Here is a 22,666-nt window from a genome sequence, read left to right on the forward strand (position 1 = left end):
AAACGCTTTACAAAAAAATCAAAAGCATCGAACGCCCCCAAGCTTTAATCGTACCATTTTGGAATTGAAACGCTCCTGGTCCTCTAACTGGTCTAACTTTCGGAGGATGCTTTAATCGTACCATTTTGGAATTGAAACAACAACGCGGACAAAATAACGGACTCCGGATTTATGGCTTTAATCGTACCATTTTGGAATTGAAACTAGCCTTAAAACTTGGTTGGGCTCCAGGCTTACCGGGCTTTAATCGTACCATTTTGGAATTGAAACCAGATAGCTCTAAACTAACCAGCCCTCCAGGGTGAGCTTTAATCGTACCATTTTGGAATTGAAACCGGTTACTACTGGAAGGTTTACAGGAGTGCAATCTGGCTTTAATCGTACCATTTTGGAATTGAAACGGAGTATATAATAACATCTACCCAAAGCATCAGTTTGGCTTTAATCGTACCATTTTGGAATTGAAACATTTTCCTGTGTACCATTTAGCTGGTGCTGATATGGCTTTAATCGTACCATTTTGGAATTGAAACTCGCTTGCTGAAAGGTAGTTACCTCACAACCAGCATGCTTTAATCGTACCATTTTGGAATTGAAACGAAGAAGCATTTGAGTTTTTGCAAAAATATAATTTCGCTTTAATCGTACCATTTTGGAATTGAAACGAATAAAATTCATCTTTGTCCATAATCGGATTTAAAGCTTTAATCGTACCATTTTGGAATTGAAACTCAAAAGAGTTTTCATTATTATCTTCCCCTACAAAAGGCTTTAATCGTACCATTTTGGAATTGAAACGACAGAGTAAAGCAGTTTATAAACTTTGAAAATTGCGCTTTAATCGTACCATTTTGGAATTGAAACACCCTAAAAACACTACATCTAAACTATGCCTGGAAGCTTTAATCGTACCATTTTGGAATTGAAACGGTCGAAGGCGTTACATAATTGCCCGCTCGTGGGGGCTTTAATCGTACCATTTTGGAATTGAAACAATGAAGCAACAAATCGCAACCAACTTTTTATCGGCGCTTTAATCGTACCATTTTGGAATTGAAACCGGGCTAAACCTCCAGGCTGGGGGAAGTATAATACTGCTTTAATCGTACCATTTTGGAATTGAAACGGGCCAGCTCTTTGTCTCGCCCGTCGGCCATAGCCGGCTTTAATCGTACCATTTTGGAATTGAAACGGCTTATAGTAATAGTTATCAATTTTCGCACCGGGGCTTTAATCGTACCATTTTGGAATTGAAACACTTTTCATGATTGGTCACGAACTCCCGCATACGTAGCTTTAATCGTACCATTTTGGAATTGAAACTATTTGTCGGATATAACGTTTTCTATCTTTACATTATGGCTTTAATCGTACCATTTTGGAATTGAAACAAGTATCAGTTTGTTCCTCGGGGGTATAGGCTCGGGCTTTAATCGTACCATTTTGGAATTGAAACGCGGAGGATGGCCCCGGATAGGTCCACCTCGGATAGGGCTTTAATCGTACCATTTTGGAATTGAAACACGGGTAGAAAAAAGCTAAGTAATGCCAAAGAGCGCGCTTTAATCGTACCATTTTGGAATTGAAACTTTGCTGGGCACTCTGTTCCATGCTTTTTGGAGGCGCTTTAATCGTACCATTTTGGAATTGAAACACATCATTATAAACTTCAATAGTCGAACTAGCAGGTGCTTTAATCGTACCATTTTGGAATTGAAACCCGTTACCGTAGTGGACACCAGCGACACGGTAGTAATGCTTTAATCGTACCATTTTGGAATTGAAACCTTGTAGCGAGTATGCTGTAGTCCCCGCGAAATTGCGCTTTAATCGTACCATTTTGGAATTGAAACCGTTAAACATTAAAGCCGCGGAGGCCTCGTATATTGCTTTAATCGTACCATTTTGGAATTGAAACTAAACTTGAATCTTTCCAGTCTATGTATGAGCCTAAGCTTTAATCGTACCATTTTGGAATTGAAACTTCTAAGATATTATCTAAAGTCATTTTTATAGATTGCTTTAATCGTACCATTTTGGAATTGAAACGGGGGATAATTAATCTAAATTTTGGGTTTTCCGGGCTGGCTTTAATCGTACCATTTTGGAATTGAAACATCAAAAGCAAGGGCCGCCTTTTCTCCGGCATCTCGCTTTAATCGTACCATTTTGGAATTGAAACTGGATGAGCTGGCCAATATTTCCAGGCTTGTAGCCCGCTTTAATCGTACCATTTTGGAATTGAAACGGGTTGCCCGGAGACCGCTAAAAACCCCCTGGCTGGGCTTTAATCGTACCATTTTGGAATTGAAACGGGTTAAGGTGGGCAAGGTGGACCTAACCCCTCGGAGCTTTAATCGTACCATTTTGGAATTGAAACCGGATATACGCAAACAAAGCGATATTTAAAACGCTCGCTTTAATCGTACCATTTTGGAATTGAAACAGGAAAAAAAAGACTCCATGGATATACCTTCCAGCTTGCTTTAATCGTACCATTTTGGAATTGAAACGAATTTAGATAACATACCCTCCACCTCGTTAATTTTGCTTTAATCGTACCATTTTGGAATTGAAACCCAGGAAACCTACGGCGGTAAGTTAGTAGAGAACAGGCTTTAATCGTACCATTTTGGAATTGAAACTTTTTTAAAGGTGATTTTATGCAAATAACCCTTTGCGGCTTTAATCGTACCATTTTGGAATTGAAACCCTTAAAATAGAATCCCTGCAGGATAATATTCTAAAAGCTTTAATCGTACCATTTTGGAATTGAAACTCTGTATTTTCGTCGATATAGAAGTACCCGTATTTGGCTTTAATCGTACCATTTTGGAATTGAAACAAATCTCCAGGCGGCCACCGTTTGAGTGCTATACGGGCTTTAATCGTACCATTTTGGAATTGAAACGGACCAACCAGGGCCGCAACTTTAACCGGTGGCGGGGCTTTAATCGTACCATTTTGGAATTGAAACAACCAAAGAATTATATTTCCTCCCGCCTGAAGGTTTGCTTTAATCGTACCATTTTGGAATTGAAACGGTTCTCGCCGCGGTCGGCAAGTTTGGCCATAATGGGCTTTAATCGTACCATTTTGGAATTGAAACTAAAATCAGCGCTGAACGCTATTGTATTAGAAGGAGCTTTAATCGTACCATTTTGGAATTGAAACCTGTATTACTGTGGGTAGTGGTCCCCAGGGAGGTACTGCTTTAATCGTACCATTTTGGAATTGAAACGGAATATTAGTTTATTCTGCCTTACCGTATCTACGGCTTTAATCGTACCATTTTGGAATTGAAACCAATTTAACCTACAATAATGGCAGACCCTAAACAAGGCTTTAATCGTACCATTTTGGAATTGAAACCAGTAATAGCGGGCGCCGCGTTTTGGCCTATAGTGGGCTTTAATCGTACCATTTTGGAATTGAAACTATATTCCCAGTGTTTTTCGAGAGTGTAGGCATAGTGCTTTAATCGTACCATTTTGGAATTGAAACGGAGCACGTTATTAGCCGCCACATTTTGCATTTTCGGCTTTAATCGTACCATTTTGGAATTGAAACGGGGTAAATACCTCTCCTCCGCTAATAATTTTAATCTGCTTTAATCGTACCATTTTGGAATTGAAACACAGGAATACACAGATAACAGAAGGTTTAGCAAAGCGCTTTAATCGTACCATTTTGGAATTGAAACTAAACAGTACAAATTTAGCGTAGATGAAAACGCTTTGCTTTAATCGTACCATTTTGGAATTGAAACGGATTTTTGGGACTGGTTAGATTCTTTCTGGCATAGCTTTAATCGTACCATTTTGGAATTGAAACTAAACAGTACAAATTTAGCGTAGATGAAAACGCTTGCTTTAATCGTACCATTTTGGAATTGAAACCCGTTTGAGTGCTATACGGTGAAAATTGCCCGCCTTTGCTTTAATCGTACCATTTTGGAATTGAAACACATAATGAACCAATTCAACGCTCCAGCCGAGGAGGCTTTAATCGTACCATTTTGGAATTGAAACGAGCGTTTTTACGTTGTTTTTCGGTACCTATTACCCGCTTTAATCGTACCATTTTGGAATTGAAACTAAGAACATCCGAAAACAAAAGTTTCTTATACCTTGCTTTAATCGTACCATTTTGGAATTGAAACAAGGTAACGCCTCCCCGTTTGCCAGGTCTACTATTTTGCTTTAATCGTACCATTTTGGAATTGAAACAACCGAGGATTACAGCCTCCTGCCAGGGCATCCAGGCTTTAATCGTACCATTTTGGAATTGAAACTTATAAAATAACTTTATGCTTTAACCCGTTTGGGTTGCTTTAATCGTACCATTTTGGAATTGAAACTTTGTAGCTAATCCAAGATCATCGTTAGCGAGTAGAGCTTTAATCGTACCATTTTGGAATTGAAACTAATTTTGAATTTTCAGTAAATACCGAGTTTGTAAAGCTTTAATCGTACCATTTTGGAATTGAAACTAAAAAACATAAAAAACATATTTTCAAAATGGGAGGCTTTAATCGTACCATTTTGGAATTGAAACATGGCCTATATCCTATTTTATATAGCCTATATATACGCTTTAATCGTACCATTTTGGAATTGAAACAGATCATCGTTAGCGAGTAGATACATTCCGCTATTAGCTTTAATCGTACCATTTTGGAATTGAAACTATATAGGGGCTCCGGAGGCATCTACGGCGGTTATGGGCTTTAATCGTACCATTTTGGAATTGAAACCTAACCTGGAGGCATTAATTTGCCCGTAAACATCGCTTTAATCGTACCATTTTGGAATTGAAACGGGTGAGGCTTTGGAGTGGTACTACGACCTCCTCCTGCTTTAATCGTACCATTTTGGAATTGAAACCAAGAATTAATCCAGTAAACCTTTACATCTCTGTCTGCTTTAATCGTACCATTTTGGAATTGAAACACAGGAATACACAGATAACAGAAGGTTTAGCAAAGGCTTTAATCGTACCATTTTGGAATTGAAACAACAGGAGGACACCTACCGGCCGGCATACGCCAGGAGGCTTTAATCGTACCATTTTGGAATTGAAACTGGCCTCCTGTAGAGTTAGGGAGCCATCCTCCATAAGCTTTAATCGTACCATTTTGGAATTGAAACATGTAAAAGAATTGGAGCTCAAATTAGAGGCCGCCGTGCTTTAATCGTACCATTTTGGAATTGAAACGACGCTGGTAACCCCAACCCTCAGCGGAGATTTTAGGCTTTAATCGTACCATTTTGGAATTGAAACGGTTCTCGCCGCGGTCGGCAAGTTTGGCCATAATGGGCTTTAATCGTACCATTTTGGAATTGAAACCGGTATAAGCCTCTCCGGCGCCCTGCCTATATACCTGCTTTAATCGTACCATTTTGGAATTGAAACGGGTAAAATAGTAAAGCAGTTAGAGGGGTATTTAAGCTTTAATCGTACCATTTTGGAATTGAAACCCCCTAAAAGGTGGTCCCTGGTGGAGGTCAATTTTGCTTTAATCGTACCATTTTGGAATTGAAACAAACGAATTAAATAAATTTAACATAAAGCAAAAGTGCTTTAATCGTACCATTTTGGAATTGAAACAGCTTTGGAGCTCGTTTGTCGGGTCCGCGTCCGCGTGCTTTAATCGTACCATTTTGGAATTGAAACGGGTAAAATAGTAAAGCAGTTAGAGGGGTATTTAAAGCTTTAATCGTACCATTTTGGAATTGAAACAGGATGGGGAGGTTTTCGGTATTTTAAGCCGTCCGGGCTTTAATCGTACCATTTTGGAATTGAAACAACCGAGGATTACAGCCTCCTGCCAGGGCATCCAGAGCTTTAATCGTACCATTTTGGAATTGAAACCCCGATACGGGGGAAACGCCAATACTATCCGTTACATGCTTTAATCGTACCATTTTGGAATTGAAACTTTTTTATTTCGCTCGTCCATACATTTTCGGCCAGCTTTAATCGTACCATTTTGGAATTGAAACGTATTTCCGCCGCGGTTACTCGGCATACCGCCAGGGCTTTAATCGTACCATTTTGGAATTGAAACACGTTGAGTATATGCGTAGCGTAACGAAGTGGAGTTGCTTTAATCGTACCATTTTGGAATTGAAACGTTCCTAGGCAAAGCGCCAAACGGTACCGGAGGGAGCTTTAATCGTACCATTTTGGAATTGAAACCTTGTAGCGAGTATGCTGTAGTCCCCGCGAAATTGCGCTTTAATCGTACCATTTTGGAATTGAAACATAAAACCGCGCCGGGAGTAGTAGATAACGCCTGGGGCTTTAATCGTACCATTTTGGAATTGAAACAAAATATTTTATCTACTTCCGCAAAGTTAATATCCGGCTTTAATCGTACCATTTTGGAATTGAAACATACTATTTGCCCGTTGCTGGTTAGGTCTTGGGTAACGCTTTAATCGTACCATTTTGGAATTGAAACGTAGGAGTTTCAACTAATACGTAGTCATTATGGGTGCTTTAATCGTACCATTTTGGAATTGAAACCCCGGAGTCCCGGAGGTCCAGGAGGAGGTCGTAGTGCTTTAATCGTACCATTTTGGAATTGAAACGGATATGCAAAACGTTTATGATACTCTTCACCCCTGCTTTAATCGTACCATTTTGGAATTGAAACCAATTTAACCTACAATAATGGCAGACCCTAAACAAGTGCTTTAATCGTACCATTTTGGAATTGAAACGTAATTTCTGCTCCTCTTTTTCATACTCCGCCCGGGCTTTAATCGTACCATTTTGGAATTGAAACTGTGCTCGAGTGTTATAGAATCTAATATATCCCCCGCTTTAATCGTACCATTTTGGAATTGAAACCCAGCTAATAAAATCCTGGTACACGCCGTTTATTTTGCTTTAATCGTACCATTTTGGAATTGAAACTGGAGAGAGCAACATACAACATTTTAACCGATAGAGCTTTAATCGTACCATTTTGGAATTGAAACAGCCAACAAAGTGTAAAGGCGTATGTTCTTAACCAGAGCTTTAATCGTACCATTTTGGAATTGAAACAAGCCGAGAAGGGCCTGGCTAAAAAGTACGGTATTGAAGGCTTTAATCGTACCATTTTGGAATTGAAACTGGGTATCAATAGTAGTGCATACCTCCTCCTCTATGCTTTAATCGTACCATTTTGGAATTGAAACGGGCTACTACCCTAACTTTTTCAAATTTGCACATTGGCTTTAATCGTACCATTTTGGAATTGAAACGTTATAAAAATAGTTTTAAATATTCTGGCCTCATCAGCTTTAATCGTACCATTTTGGAATTGAAACATCAAGTTTGGATCATTTGACTCATCTGGATTGGTGCTTTAATCGTACCATTTTGGAATTGAAACTACGCAACAATAGCAGGAGCATTTTCAGGATCAACTGGCTTTAATCGTACCATTTTGGAATTGAAACTTGTCAGATCTATATTTTAGCGATTCAGCAAACACGCTTTAATCGTACCATTTTGGAATTGAAACGGAGAAAGGATCAACATTCAAAGATGGATCCAATGAGCTTTAATCGTACCATTTTGGAATTGAAACGGATCAACAGGGACAGGAAAACCAGGATCAACATTGGCTTTAATCGTACCATTTTGGAATTGAAACGATTTGAAACATAGGCCAATCCCATCAATAATCAGGCTTTAATCGTACCATTTTGGAATTGAAACCTCTTTTTTTAGGTGACTTATTCTTTGTTGCATTGCTGCTTTAATCGTACCATTTTGGAATTGAAACAATTAAAAATAGATGACTGGAAGCTGGAAGGTATATCGCTTTAATCGTACCATTTTGGAATTGAAACCCAAGACGGATTTTTGACCACCAACCAGGAGCAGCAGCTTTAATCGTACCATTTTGGAATTGAAACGGGCAAAAGAGGGGCTACGGTTGCCGAGCTGCAAAGAGCTTTAATCGTACCATTTTGGAATTGAAACACAACTAAACAAAAAAGCCCAACCGGAAAAAATCCGGGCTTTAATCGTACCATTTTGGAATTGAAACTATATTTATTAAACGATGCCTTTGTTTTCAGGTGATGCTTTAATCGTACCATTTTGGAATTGAAACTGTTTTGTATTATCCGGTTTGTAATTAACCTGAAAAGCTTTAATCGTACCATTTTGGAATTGAAACGGGGGAAGGTTCAGATATTACGACCCATTAAACGTGCTTTAATCGTACCATTTTGGAATTGAAACAGGGGTGGCCTGGCATTGGCTATCATTACGTAATAGCTTTAATCGTACCATTTTGGAATTGAAACTAGGAAGTATAACTTCCTTTAATAGTTCGCTAGGAGCTTTAATCGTACCATTTTGGAATTGAAACCGGAATACATGGCAAGACTTTGTAAATTTTTATCGCGCTTTAATCGTACCATTTTGGAATTGAAACTGATTTGATTTTCTATGCCGCACATGGTTCGGATAAGCTTTAATCGTACCATTTTGGAATTGAAACCCCGATACGGGAGAAACGCCAATACTATCCGTTGCGCTTTAATCGTACCATTTTGGAATTGAAACCTGGAGATAGAAAATACAACATGCCGAAAGGGCAGGGCTTTAATCGTACCATTTTGGAATTGAAACCGAGCAGAAAGATTCAGAACGCAAAGATTATCAAAGCTTTAATCGTACCATTTTGGAATTGAAACTGCCATTCGCATCCTTATATATAATAGTGTACCGGCGCTTTAATCGTACCATTTTGGAATTGAAACCTGGAGATAGAAAATACAACATGCCGAAAGGGCAGGGGCTTTAATCGTACCATTTTGGAATTGAAACATGTTAAATCTCAACTCACAAAGTTGATTGAAAAGGGCTTTAATCGTACCATTTTGGAATTGAAACAGAATGAGGACCCCGGACGCACCTTTGTTTTTTACTCGCTTTAATCGTACCATTTTGGAATTGAAACTGATTTTAAAATCCTTGCTTTAGGATCAATAAATGAGCTTTAATCGTACCATTTTGGAATTGAAACTCGAGCAGGAACAGACGGGGCCTACGGCTTACGATTGCTTTAATCGTACCATTTTGGAATTGAAACAACGAAATTCACGAGGCGGAAGGATTTTTTGATGTGGCTTTAATCGTACCATTTTGGAATTGAAACTCGCAATAATTGTTCAATTAATATCAATAATCGTTGCTTTAATCGTACCATTTTGGAATTGAAACACGATTTAAAAATGGCAAACCTACGCGGGGCAAACCGCTTTAATCGTACCATTTTGGAATTGAAACCCCGCAGTATCGTGTAGATAGTCCCAGTCTGTCGGGCTTTAATCGTACCATTTTGGAATTGAAACCAGCCAGCGTTTTAGTATCGCTTTTCGGAATAATCAGCTTTAATCGTACCATTTTGGAATTGAAACGGGGTTTAACCTTTATACTTTAATCGGCCTGGACCGCTTTAATCGTACCATTTTGGAATTGAAACTTAACATTGACAGTGAGTGGGAGTGGATCAATTGCGCTTTAATCGTACCATTTTGGAATTGAAACATTTTAGGGAAAGTATTTGACAGTTTAAACAATGGAGCTTTAATCGTACCATTTTGGAATTGAAACTCAACTTTGACATATTTCAATCCATAACAAATGCCGCTTTAATCGTACCATTTTGGAATTGAAACATGTATTATTTAAGATCTCATACCTTTCCTGCAAATCGCTTTAATCGTACCATTTTGGAATTGAAACTGGTTGTGGAAACAAGGGACCCAACGACAATAGGAGGCTTTAATCGTACCATTTTGGAATTGAAACTGATTATTGATAGTGACATATTAGATACTTTTGTGAGCTTTAATCGTACCATTTTGGAATTGAAACGGCGATTACATGGATAGATAGCGACCACCAAGGCCGGCTTTAATCGTACCATTTTGGAATTGAAACAGGCTTGCCCGTTTTTGGCTCTAATAATGCCGTTAGCTTTAATCGTACCATTTTGGAATTGAAACCCATCTGAACTTATTAAACCAACTGTTTTTTGCGCGCTTTAATCGTACCATTTTGGAATTGAAACAGATAACCGGAGCTTCCTGAATCATCATCCAGGATGGCTTTAATCGTACCATTTTGGAATTGAAACATCCTTTTCACCCGGCTACAATAGGATTTAAACGCGGCTTTAATCGTACCATTTTGGAATTGAAACTATTAATAGAAATTCCGGCCCCGGCTGTTATTGTGTGCTTTAATCGTACCATTTTGGAATTGAAACGGGATTGGTCGCCTATCTGCATCTTGTGTATCTTCCGCTTTAATCGTACCATTTTGGAATTGAAACGGTTATAGAAGTCTTCCGGAAGGCGCAAAATTTTGGGCTTTAATCGTACCATTTTGGAATTGAAACTTGACATACAGTAAAGATCGTTTTTGTCGTCGGCAAGCTTTAATCGTACCATTTTGGAATTGAAACTGGTTATGGTTCAGCTATTGCGGCGGAAATGACAAAGCTTTAATCGTACCATTTTGGAATTGAAACTGTTATTAATATCCTTGAGTGGACAATAGAATTTCTGCTTTAATCGTACCATTTTGGAATTGAAACTCAAAATCTTCAATTCCCGCAACTACCGGCCGGCCGCTTTAATCGTACCATTTTGGAATTGAAACTTAATAAAACCATGTTGAAAAATTCTTTAGTTTCTTGCTTTAATCGTACCATTTTGGAATTGAAACGCGACAATAGGATTTAAACGCGTTTCAGAAAGTTACGCTTTAATCGTACCATTTTGGAATTGAAACAAAGGAAAAAACGGCCTCATTAAGTTATCCATGAAGGCTTTAATCGTACCATTTTGGAATTGAAACATTGTAATATTTTCGGGCGTAACCTCGAGAGTGGACAGCTTTAATCGTACCATTTTGGAATTGAAACGTATCTAATGCCGGGGAAATTTCCCCCTCGCTAATATGCTTTAATCGTACCATTTTGGAATTGAAACTGAGTAAAATCATGTTAAAGAATTCCTTAGTTTCTGCTTTAATCGTACCATTTTGGAATTGAAACCACTATCAATTTGACAAATAAAAATTATTAATCAAGCTTTAATCGTACCATTTTGGAATTGAAACAGGGGTGGCCTGGCATTGGCTATCATTACGTAATAGCTTTAATCGTACCATTTTGGAATTGAAACTAGGAAGTATAACTTCCTTTAATAGTTCGCTAGGAGCTTTAATCGTACCATTTTGGAATTGAAACCGAATAAATAAAATATCATGTCATTAATTACAGCATGCTTTAATCGTACCATTTTGGAATTGAAACAAAAAGAAACGTTGTGTAGGCTCTTTGATACTGAAGCTTTAATCGTACCATTTTGGAATTGAAACTACCAACAAGCCACGGCCAATGGTAGGATACGAATAGGCTTTAATCGTACCATTTTGGAATTGAAACTAGGTAGGGTCGTAGTACCCTGACGCCTTATAACCCGCTTTAATCGTACCATTTTGGAATTGAAACGGGCCACAAGCCTGGAAATATTGGCCAGCTCATCCAGCTTTAATCGTACCATTTTGGAATTGAAACTGCTGGAGGTGGCGGGAGACGATAACAGGGCGCGCGGGCTTTAATCGTACCATTTTGGAATTGAAACTTTGTAAAATCAGGCGGCGAGTTTTACGCCGGATTTGCTTTAATCGTACCATTTTGGAATTGAAACTAACTATCAAAGAGGTGACCCGTAACGGCGTACGAGCTTTAATCGTACCATTTTGGAATTGAAACGGAGTCCTACAGTTTCCTCAAATTGTACATTACTGGCTTTAATCGTACCATTTTGGAATTGAAACAGGAAGGGAAAATTAACGAGGTGGAGGGTATGTTAGCTTTAATCGTACCATTTTGGAATTGAAACATTTACGTGCTAAGGGCAAAGTAGCCGAGCTGGCCCGCTTTAATCGTACCATTTTGGAATTGAAACGGAAAGAGATAGACGACCTTAAAGAAAACAGAGAGGCTTTAATCGTACCATTTTGGAATTGAAACTTAGAGGATGTGGATTGGAAACGTGGAGAAGAAGGTGCTTTAATCGTACCATTTTGGAATTGAAACGGCTAATCTCTAATGTTGTGCCTGTTAATTGTAGTGGCTTTAATCGTACCATTTTGGAATTGAAACTTTGTAGTTTCAGCAGCTCTATGTCTCGCCTAACCGGCTTTAATCGTACCATTTTGGAATTGAAACGATTCAAATCCGTACCGTCGTATGTCCCCGAAATTACGCTTTAATCGTACCATTTTGGAATTGAAACTATTTACATAAATGCCGGGGCATTGTGTATGACCGGGCTTTAATCGTACCATTTTGGAATTGAAACTCAGCTTATTATGACTGCCGGACTTTTGCAATATTGCTTTAATCGTACCATTTTGGAATTGAAACTCAAAAGCCCCGGACGCGAAAAGAATCGAAGCGGGTGGCTTTAATCGTACCATTTTGGAATTGAAACTTAATCACCCCTTAAAAATCGTTTTTATCCCTATCGCTTTAATCGTACCATTTTGGAATTGAAACAGTGCAACCCTCAAAGGAATTATTAATAAATTGACGCTTTAATCGTACCATTTTGGAATTGAAACTTGATAGTGATGACGATATCCGTGATGCCTGGGTCAAGCTTTAATCGTACCATTTTGGAATTGAAACCGTACACAGACATGCCTTTCTTGAGCGTTTCTTCCGCGCTTTAATCGTACCATTTTGGAATTGAAACCAGGCTTTGGCAGAACTCAAAGACCTTGACGCGGACGCTTTAATCGTACCATTTTGGAATTGAAACATGAAATTCAGGTAGTCGATACGCTTGTTTTAACCGCTTTAATCGTACCATTTTGGAATTGAAACGTTCAAGGTATAGGTTAGCAATCATCTCATTATCGCGCTTTAATCGTACCATTTTGGAATTGAAACTGTTTAGTGTATGTCTTAGCGTGATTCGATGTAAAGCTTTAATCGTACCATTTTGGAATTGAAACCCGCAAGATTAGAACAACAAAAACTGGAAGGAGAAAGCTTTAATCGTACCATTTTAGAATTGAAACGGGTTTCTTTACTTGCCAACCAAAGTATAGTAATATTTGAAGGGTTTATGCAATGCTACAGACTTTTCAGCATCCTGACTAATCCGCAAAAGTGGTGAGGGGTTATTATTCTTCTGCTTTATCTTTGAAACATCAAGGAAACAAACGCCAAAAAGCCAGTTGAAGACGTTTTTAAAGCTATGAAAACTGACAGATGGAAGCAACCGTTTTTCCTCAAAATGCGCTCTCATAACAGGATTCAGTTTCTGCCTTTACAGGTGAAACTCCAAGGCCCACGGCAATTAAACCTGCTCTTCGTGGGTCTTTTTTATTTCCATTGCTTTACTTTCCAAAATCGAGGATGTTGCCCATGCTGTAACATGTACGGCAGCGGGGTTCATAGCTGTCCTTTTCGCCCAGGACCACCGTATCTTCCTCCTTGGTTTTCCGGTAGGAAAAAACGGCGAGGTTTCCGCAATGTTGACAAATAGCGTGCACCTTGGTAATATATTCAGCAACCGCCAGCAATTGTGGAATGGGGCCAAAAGGCTTCCCCTTAAAATCCATGTCCAGCCCGGCTACGATCACTCGTACGCCCCGGAGAGCCAATTGCTCACAAACCAAAGTGAGGTCTTCATCAAAAAACTGTGCCTCATCAATGCCGACCACATCAACACCTTCCGATAATTCGAGGATCTTCCGAGATTTTTCTACGGGAGTAGAGAGGATATAATTGGCATCGTGAGAAACCACCTTCGCTTCATCGTACCGCGTATCGATTTTGGGTTTGAAAATTTCCACTTTTTGGTTCGCGATCTTGGCTCGCTTCAACCGCCGGATAAGTTCTTCTGTTTTTCCTGAAAACATGGATCCGCATATGACTTCGATCCAACCACTGCGTTGACCTTTAAAATGTGGCTCTAAAAACATATTGTTCTTTTATTATACGATTCAATTTACTTCAGTTTTTCAATAGGTTTAATGGTTCAAGTGGAGCGCAGCGACATCCCGGCATTAAATGCCGAGGACAGGTTCCCGCACCGTAGGTCGGGAGGGTTCAAATCTTTAGCAATTATTTGATAATCAAAATTTTGCATGCCAACGACCCCCGACTATTCGTGTAAGAGACAGGTTTGCGAGAGACATAGTTAAATATACATTCTCTCAAAAGGGCTCCCAATCTATCTCAATCTCCCTCAATCTCCCTCAATCTCTTTCAATCTCATTCCATCTCCAAAAAATTCTCCGCCAAAAGTAAAACAAATAAAGAATAAATGGAGTTAGGAGTAGATTAATATCATTATATTATCTTTGCGAAAAATTAAATCGAGGATTCATGGATTTTCAACAAAGCAAAAAACTGTTAGATAAAATAAACGCCCTCCACCAAAGTATATCCTTTGAGGAAGAAAACATTTCATCCATAGAGAGAGATCTCATGCTGAGTTATATTCGGCAGTTTTACGAATCTTTCCTGAACACCCAACCGGAAACACTTTCAGACCCGGCAAGAAATGCCATTAAAAAGGCCAAAATTAAAAAAGAGGCCAGCACAAGTTCCGCGGAAGAATACGCTCCCCCTCCAAAAGTTAAAATTCCGGAGCCAGTAAAAGAGATTGAATTTGAGGTGACTCCGCCACCTCCGCCACCACCTCCGCCACCGCCAGTGGTGAAGGAAGAACCAAGAGTTGAAGTACCGCAACCTCCAAAAGCGACACCGGCACCAAAATCCGCTCCTTCCGGAAAATTCAGATCTCTTTTCGACAACAAAGAAGCTTCAGAGCTTTCGGAAAAACTGAGTCTGCAACCCATCAGCGACATCAACAAAGCAATTGCCATCAACGACAAACTGTTGTATGTCAATGACCTGTTCGGAAAGGATCCCAATGCCTACTCCGCAGCGATGATCCGGCTCAACAATTTTAACACCATGGATGAAGCCAGGGATTTGCTTGAGCAATTCGCACAAAGTCACGATTGGCTGGAAGAGGAAAAACAGGATACCGCCCGCGCATTCATAAAAATCGTCAGGCGCAGGTATATCTAGGGGGTCAGGATATTATTTTTGTTGATCCTGGGAGGTAATTTCGTGCCCGGCCAAAAAACAATCTGTTCCCTTAAGAACAGCGGATGGTCTTTTAGAAACATTAAACAAAGCTACCTCCCCACCCTGCCAGAAGTCGTAGAAACCACCATTTTTTTTTATTTTTGTGACATTTTACAACAGGAAAAAACTTTTTTATTCAAATAGAAAAGGGTTATTTTACACTAAGGTATTAAATACCTGGGACAGCAAATAAATTTCAATTAAACCGAATAGTCATTTATCCCCTCGTTAAAAGAGATAAAGAGGTGGAAAAATCAGGATAAATAATGCAATGGCTTTAAAAAGAGCTCGTAATTACATTGTTTATAAGGATAAAAAACTTTACAAAAAATGAAAAAAATCGCCGTATTTACCTCTGGAGGTGATGCCCCCGGCATGAATGCGTGTATTAGAGCCGTAGTGCGTGCAGCAATCAAAAACAACTGCGAAGTTGTTGGAATTATGAGAGGTTATGAAGGTATGATGGATGGTGACTTTACACCATTGAAGCGAAGAGATGTTAGCGGTATTATCCAACAGGGAGGTACGATTTTATATTCAGCCCGAAGCGAACGTTTCAGAACGCCCGAAGGGAGGAAGATAGCCTACAAAAATTTGAAAAAAGAAGGGATCGAAGGGGTGGTTGCCATTGGAGGAAATGGTACCTTTACGGGGGCCAAAGTATTTATGGAGGAATATCCTCAAATCCCTTTTGTAGGGGTTCCGGGAACCATCGACAATGATCTTTATGGAACAGATTACACCATTGGTTACGACACTGCCATCAATACGGCCATGCAGGCCATTGACAAAATTAAAGATACAGCCAATGCCCACAACCGGATTTTCTTTGTAGAAGTAATGGGGCGTGATGCAGGTTTTATTGCACTACTCAGCGGCATTGCCACAGGATCGGAAGCAGTGCTCATCCCGGAAAATAAAACGGAAATATCCGACCTGATCGCCAGTCTCGAATCATTGGACGGAGAAAAGAAAACTTCAAGTATTGTGATTGTTGCTGAAGGCGATGATGCCGGAGGTGCCTTTAAGGTGGCAGAAGATGTAAAACAATTACGCCCGGATTTAAGTATCAGGGTTACCGTGCTGGGACATGTGCAACGAGGAGGAAGCCCTACCTGCATGGAGCGGGTAAGAGCCAGCCGCCTGGGGGTAGAAGCTGTCAATGCGCTTTTTACAGGAATGCGAGGAGTTATGATCGGGCAGATTCATAACGATATTTCTTATATTCCCTTTGCCCGGGCCATCAACTTCAAACAGGTAATCAATCCTGTACTGCTGGATATGGTTAAAATCCTTCGGTAACCAATAAGTAAAGACAATCAAACTGAATTATATTACAGAAAATTTATCATCATGGCAAAAGCGAAAACAAGTAAAGGAACCATTGCAATTTTAACGGGTGGGGGTGATGTACCCGGACTCAATCCGGCAATACGCGCGGTAACCATCCGTGCCAACAGGGAAGGATTCCGGGTCATTGGAATCCGGAGAGGCTGGGGAGGTCTTGTCGATATTATCAGGGACCCCAAAGCTGATAACAGTAATAATTTCCAGGAATTGACCAACAATATCGTCAACAAAGCCGGTAGAACCGGAGGTACTTTCCTTCACTCTTCAAGAACTAAACCCAGCCATGTGAAAAAATCTGAAGTGCCGGAACACCTGAAGGATTCATTCAAGGAAGATATCAATGACCTTACTCCTGAGGTATTGAAAAACCTCGAATGGCTGGGAATTGATTATCTAATACCCATTGGAGGAGACGATACCCTGAGTTATGGCGTACACTTATCCACCCTGGGCGTCAAAGTGGTGGCCATTCCCAAAACGATGGACAACGACGTACCGGGAACTGATTACTGTATTGGTTTCAGTACCTGTGTGACACGAACCATCAGTATGACCAACAGCCTTCGTACTGCCGCCGGTTCGCACGAGCGTATTATGGTCCTGGAAGTATTTGGCCGTTATGCAGGCTTTACGGCCATGTTGCCGACTATGGCGGGAGCGGCCAACAGGTGCGTCATCCCGGAATTTGAATTTTCACTGGATCACCTTACCGAAGCCTTGTCAGAAGACAGGCGCCAGAACCCCAGCAACTATTCCATCGTTCTGGTATCAGAAGGCGCCAAATTCGAGGGAGCTGAAATGATGTTCCAGGATGCGGAAAGAGATGCTTACGGTCATGCCAAACTCGGAGGAATTGGTAAAATTGTGGCTGATCAGATCAAAAAGCTTTCTCCCAAATACAATAACGGCAAACGCGTAGACGTCATTGAGCAAAAACTGGGCTACCTCACCCGATGCGGGGATCCGGATGCAGTGGACTCCATCGTACCAATGGCTTACGGCAACCTCGCCCTTGACCTGATCATCAAAGGAATGCACGGGAGACTGGTGGTATTGAAAAACGGCCGCTATGACAACCTCCCTATAGAGGTAGTGACCAGTTCCAATAAAATTGTCGATGTAAAAAAACATTATAACACAGAACGGCTTCGTCCGTTTTACCACAGTTTCGAGATGCTGCCACAGTTCATCATGACCTAAGTGGCGTTGGTCTAATTTTCAGGAAGGATTGAACCTAAAAGGACGGGAATTCGTTATTTTAAGCAATATATCCATTATTACAATCAAGAAAATGGCCAATAAAACATCAAATCGACTGTTACAAAGTTTGGGCGCCCCTGCAATTTTTGTCGGCATCCTCGTCCTCATCCAGCTATTGAGTTCCCTATTGGGATTACAGCTTGGTGTTTATGGTATTTACCCGAGGGATCTGACAGGTTTCAGGGGCGTTTTTTTGGCCCCCCTACTCCATTCAGGCTGGCCGCACCTGATTTCCAATGCACCTCCCTTGTTTTTCATGAGCGCCATGATTCTCTATTTCTACAGGCGTGTGGGCTATAAAGCCATCACCATGATCTACATTCTCACCGGCCTTGCCGTATGGTTGTTTGGCCGGTCGGTATTTCATATCGGTGCCAGTGGCGTAGTTTACGGCCTGGTGGCTTTTGTCGCCTGGATGGGTATCTTCAGAAGGAATATCAAATCCATAGCCCTTTCTCTTATCGTGGTCTTTTATTATGGCTCCATGTTCATGGGTATTGTTCCGGGGCAGGAAGGCATCTCCTGGGAAAGTCACCTTTTTGGGGCCCTGGTAGGTATTTTTGTGGCATACTGGTACAAGGCTGATATTGAAAAAGATGAGGAAAAAGAAGTCCCTTCCTGGGAAAGGGAACCTGAACTTCCACCCAAAAATTTCTTCGATTCCGATCCTTTTGAAAAAACAAAACAAGAAAAACTTCGCGAAGAACGGGATAAGGGCAATGACCCGCCGAAGTGGTTTTCGAATTATTAATGCTGGTTACTGGTTTGCTGGTTACAGGTTTGCTGGTTGCTTGTTGCTGGTTACTTGTTGCTGGTTACTTGTTGCTCGTTGCGAGATTGACAGCTGTAAAGACATTAGTGCTCTTCCCACCCCATGGTGCGTTGAATGGCCTTTTGCCAGCCAGCATATTTCTCTTTGCGCCAGTTTTCGTCCATTTGTGGGAAAAAAGTACGGTCCAGCTGCCAGTTTTGGACAATTTCTTCCATCGTCAGATATCCTACCGACAACCCGGCGAGGTAAGCGGCTCCCAGTGCGGTCGTCTCCACCACTTTGGGCCGTTCCACCGCTGTATCCAGAATATCCGACTGAAACTGCATGAGCAAATCATTGGCACTGGCTCCGCCATCCACTTTTAACTTTTTCAGTGAAATGCCCGAATCTTTTTCCATGGCCTCCAAAACATCTTTGGTTTGATAGGCAAGTGATTGTAAGGTGGCCCGGATCAGGTGTGCCTTGGTAGTGCCCCGGGTAAGTCCGAAAATAGCCCCCCTGGCATACATATCCCAATATGGAGCCCCTAATCCTGCAAAAGCAGGAACGACATAAACCCCGCCGGCATCTTCCACTTTCAGCGCATAATATTCCGAGTCCGGAGATTCATCGATAAGATGAAGTCCGTCGCGCAGCCATTGAATAGCAGCCCCTGCAATAAAAACGCTGCCTTCCAGGGCATAAGTGACTTTCCCATTTAGCCCCCAGGCAATAGTAGTTAACAACCCAGATTTCGACAACACGGCCTTTTCCCCGGTATTCATCAACATAAAACATCCTGTACCATAAGTATTTTTGGCCATACCCGGTTGGTGACATGCCTGGCCGAACAAGGCAGCCTGTTGATCACCGGCCACCCCTCCTATCAGGATTCCGGCTCCGAACCAGGACTCATCCGTGAGGCCAAAGTGCCCGCTGGAAGGCCTCACCTCCGGCAACATGATGGCCGGCACCCCGAGGATTTGCAACAGTTTTTCATCCCATTTCAATTCATGGATATTGTACATCAGCGTTCTTGAGGCATTGGAATAATCCGTAGCATGAACCGTCCCGTTGGTCAGTTTCCAGATCAACCAGGTATCGATCGTTCCAAAAAGCAATTCGCCCATTTCCGCGGCTGGTCTTGCCCCTTCCACATTGTCCAGTATCCACTTCAGTTTGGTTCCGGAAAAATAAGCATCCAGCACCAGGCCCGTCGAATTTCGGAACACATCCTCATGTCCTCCGGACTTAAGATCATCGCAAATGCTGGCCGTCCTTCTGTCTTGCCAGACAATGGCTTTACCTACCGGCCTTCCCGTTTTTTTATTCCAAACGACCGTGGTCTCCCGCTGGTTGGTGATTCCAATAGCCGCTATTTGCTGAGGGGAAATATTGTTTTTGCCCATCACCGCCCTGGCCACTTTCAGCTGAGTCTCCCAAATTTCCATCGCATCGTGTTCAACCCAGGCTGCTTGAGGAAAAAATTGGGTAAACTCTTGCTGCGCAACATCAACAATATCTCCTTTCCTGTCAAAAATAATCGCTCTTGAGCTTGTCGTCCCTTGATCCAGGGCAAGGATATATTTTTCCATAACTTTGAAAATTTATTTATGCTTTGAACCTGTCAACCACCAGGAAATGAAGTGATTAACAAATTTTATACTCAATTTAACTTTATTTTTCTATCGAACGGTATGCCCCCTTTTGCTATGCTGCCATGCATCACGGGAAGAGGTCACCTCATTTGAAGCAAATCAAATTTCCGGGGAGGCAAACTTTAAAAATATTTGGTTGTTCTATCAAATTGTATTAATCTTAAGCCTTATAAAAAACACAAACCATCTACATGCAAACGGTTAGAATACCTTTTCAAAACATACCTCAGCTCAGTAAAAAAGACATTGCATACGCTACGGAAAACCCTTCTTTACGCCCTTTTTTTAAATACGATGTCAAAATAGAAAGTTTCGGACAAATAATAACCGACAAGCAAAAAGAAAATACAGACCGCCAGGTGCTTGTGGATGCCCTTTTAAAACAATACAGCCAGATGAATCCCCACCAAAGGGTTAAAGAAAATATTCAGTCCCTGGCTCGGGAAAATACATTCACGGTGACCACCGCCCATCAACCCGCCCTTTTTACCGGGCCGCTTTATTATACCTACAAGATCATTTCCACCATCCGTTTAGCAGAAGAACTGAACCGTTTTTATCCGGATTATCACTTCGTCCCTGTTTTTGTTTCCGGTGCGGAAGATCATGATTTTGAAGAGATCAATCACGCCAATTTATTCCAAAAACACATCGTTTGGGAAAATAATGAAAAAGGAGCCGTGGGAATGATGAAAACGCATACCCTCAAAAACCCACTGGCAGAACTCAAAGAAATCCTGGGCGAAAGTGAGCAGGCAAAATCAATGTTGAACATTTTCTCCACCGCCTGCGCTTTTAATGAAACCTATGGCGAGGCGACGATCCAGGTAATTAATGAGCTATATGAATCCTATGGATTGGTTGTTCTGGACATGAACAAACCTGCCCTGAAAAGACTCTTTATCCCTATTGCCGAGCAGGAGCTGTTGCACCAGGTATCCCAACCCATGATAGAAGCTGCCCAGGAAAAACTCGAAGCTGCGGGATTCGGTGGCCAGGCACATGCCCGTGACATTAATTTGTTTTACCTGAGTGACCAAATCCGCAACAGGATCGTATTTGAGGACGATTTGTATAAAGTCGTCGAAACCGAATTGGTTTTTTCAGCAAAGGAAATCCTCGAGGAGCTGCACAACCACCCGGAAAGATTCAGTCCGAATGTAGTCCTGCGCCCGCTGTACCAGGAACTGATACTCCCCAACCTGGCTTACATAGGCGGAGGCGGAGAAATTGCCTACTGGCTGGAACGCTTAAAACAGTTTGAGCATTTCGGCATCAATTTCCCGATGCTCGTCCGAAGAAATTCTGTGTTGTGGATCGATAAAAACAGCCAAAAGAAAATAGAAAAACTGGGGTTCAATGCTGAAACTTTGTTTAACGATACGGATTGGCTTATCCGAACTTATGTCGATCATAATGCCTCTTCTCCTCTGAGCCTGGAGGAGGAAAAAAAACTCCTTGAAGCCGTTTTTGAGGGCATCCTCAAAAAGACCGAAGAAGTAGACCCTTCCCTCCAAAAGGCCGTCCTGGCCGAGCAAACACGCCAGTTGAAAACCATTGATCAATTGGAAAGCCGGCTGCATCGGGCGGAAAAACAAAAACACGATACGGCCATTAACCAGATACGCTCCTTAAAGGAAAAATTCTTTCCCAACAATGGACTCCAGGAAAGAACAGATAACTTTTTACCATATTATCTGAAATATGGGGAAGCCTATTTTGATCTGCTCAAAGCTGAACTTGACCCACTTGAGCAGGGTTTTATTGTTTTTATTGAGGATTAGTACCAACTTTTGTTAATTTGTTCAAGTTTTTAAAAAAAAATCGTTGCCAAAATAATAGGATCATGAGAAATATCAAAGCCTTTTTACTGGTGCTGTCGTTACTGGCGACCACTGGTTTTTATTCATGCAAAACCACCTCCGGGCCTGCAACCTCCCAAACAAAAACGGCAGTTCCGACAGATCCCCTCCAGCTGCTAAAGGTCAACTACAATTCTCCCTGGCTGGGCATTACCGTTGCAGATAAAAAAATAACCAAGGTTAAAACGTTGAATCATTTTAAAGAATCTAATTTTTCTTCCACTCCAGATTCGGTCAGTACCGAAATGCTGATGGATGGAGTAGCTTTAAGCGACAGTATTCTCAATGTATTGAACAAACTGATCGATGAAAAAAAATTCTGGGAACTAGAAGACAATTATGGAGCCCCCGAGGGACTACGATTTTATCCTTACACTATTTCTGTGGAAAGAAATGAAAAAATAAAGACAGTCACTTTCCGGAGCAATCCTTCTTATGGCCTTGCCCCTTCCGGGTTTACGGCGATCCAAAAATTCCTGGAGGAAATGAAGTAAAGAAAGAAACATGAGTTCATCCCGAATTTTCAAAAACTGTCTGAAATAGAATTTTTTAGATTATTTGAAGTATTTTTTAAATGTAAAAC

The 22,666-nt window shown here is 41.1% G+C and carries 8 protein-coding genes and 1 CRISPR repeat array; of the genes, 6 read left to right on the forward strand and 2 right to left on the reverse strand.

All coding sequences use genetic code 11. The features are described from left to right. Positions 1-41 precede the first annotated feature (41 nt). A CRISPR array of direct repeats spans positions 42-13,116; the repeat unit is 30 nt; unit sequence GCTTTAATCGTACCATTTTGGAATTGAAAC. Positions 13,117-13,437: 321 nt separating this feature from the next. Continuing rightward, positions 13,438-14,025 carry a thymidine kinase gene (locus H6571_17490; GenBank protein ID MCB9325537.1) on the reverse strand — a complete coding sequence of 196 codons (588 nt, stop codon included), beginning with the start codon at positions 14,023-14,025 and terminating at the stop codon, positions 13,438-13,440. Positions 14,026-14,431: 406 nt separating this feature from the next. Between H6571_17490 and H6571_17495 the strand changes: the two genes are divergently transcribed. From H6571_17495 to H6571_17510, 4 genes are all read left to right on the forward strand, one after another. Beyond that, entirely contained in the window at positions 14,432-15,142 is a 711-nt protein-coding gene (locus tag H6571_17495; protein ID MCB9325538.1) for a hypothetical protein, read from the forward strand. A gap of 390 nt (positions 15,143-15,532) precedes the next feature. Next, positions 15,533-16,504 (forward strand): 6-phosphofructokinase, encoded by a 972-nt coding sequence (pfkA, locus tag H6571_17500; GenBank protein ID MCB9325539.1) that lies wholly within the window; start codon positions 15,533-15,535, stop codon positions 16,502-16,504. Between the two features lie 51 nt (positions 16,505-16,555). Then, positions 16,556-17,752 carry an ATP-dependent 6-phosphofructokinase gene (locus tag H6571_17505; protein ID MCB9325540.1) on the forward strand — a complete coding sequence of 399 codons (1,197 nt, stop codon included), beginning with the start codon at positions 16,556-16,558 and terminating at the stop codon, positions 17,750-17,752. A 91-nt stretch (positions 17,753-17,843) separates the two neighbouring features. Then, on the forward strand, positions 17,844-18,563 hold the full coding sequence (locus H6571_17510) for a rhomboid family intramembrane serine protease (GenBank protein ID MCB9325541.1): 720 nt from the start codon (positions 17,844-17,846) through the stop codon (positions 18,561-18,563). Positions 18,564-18,667: 104 nt separating this feature from the next. On the opposite strand, the gene glpK is transcribed toward H6571_17510, so the two are convergent. Next, on the reverse strand, positions 18,668-20,158 hold the full coding sequence (gene glpK, locus H6571_17515; protein ID MCB9325542.1) for a glycerol kinase GlpK: 1,491 nt from the start codon (positions 20,156-20,158) through the stop codon (positions 18,668-18,670). A 254-nt stretch (positions 20,159-20,412) separates the two neighbouring features. On the opposite strand from glpK, the gene bshC reads away from it, so the two are divergent. Together bshC and H6571_17525 are read left to right on the forward strand one after the other, a co-directional pair. After that, on the forward strand, positions 20,413-22,005 hold the full coding sequence (gene bshC / locus H6571_17520; GenBank protein ID MCB9325543.1) for a bacillithiol biosynthesis cysteine-adding enzyme BshC: 1,593 nt from the start codon (positions 20,413-20,415) through the stop codon (positions 22,003-22,005). A gap of 62 nt (positions 22,006-22,067) precedes the next feature. Then, a complete protein-coding gene (locus H6571_17525; protein MCB9325544.1) occupies positions 22,068-22,577 on the forward strand; it encodes a hypothetical protein in 510 nt (169 codons plus the stop codon). The last annotated feature ends 89 nt before the right edge of the window (positions 22,578-22,666 follow it).

The sequence above is a fragment of the Lewinellaceae bacterium genome (assembly GCA_020636105.1).
Classification (GTDB): domain Bacteria; phylum Bacteroidota; class Bacteroidia; order Chitinophagales; family Saprospiraceae; genus BCD1.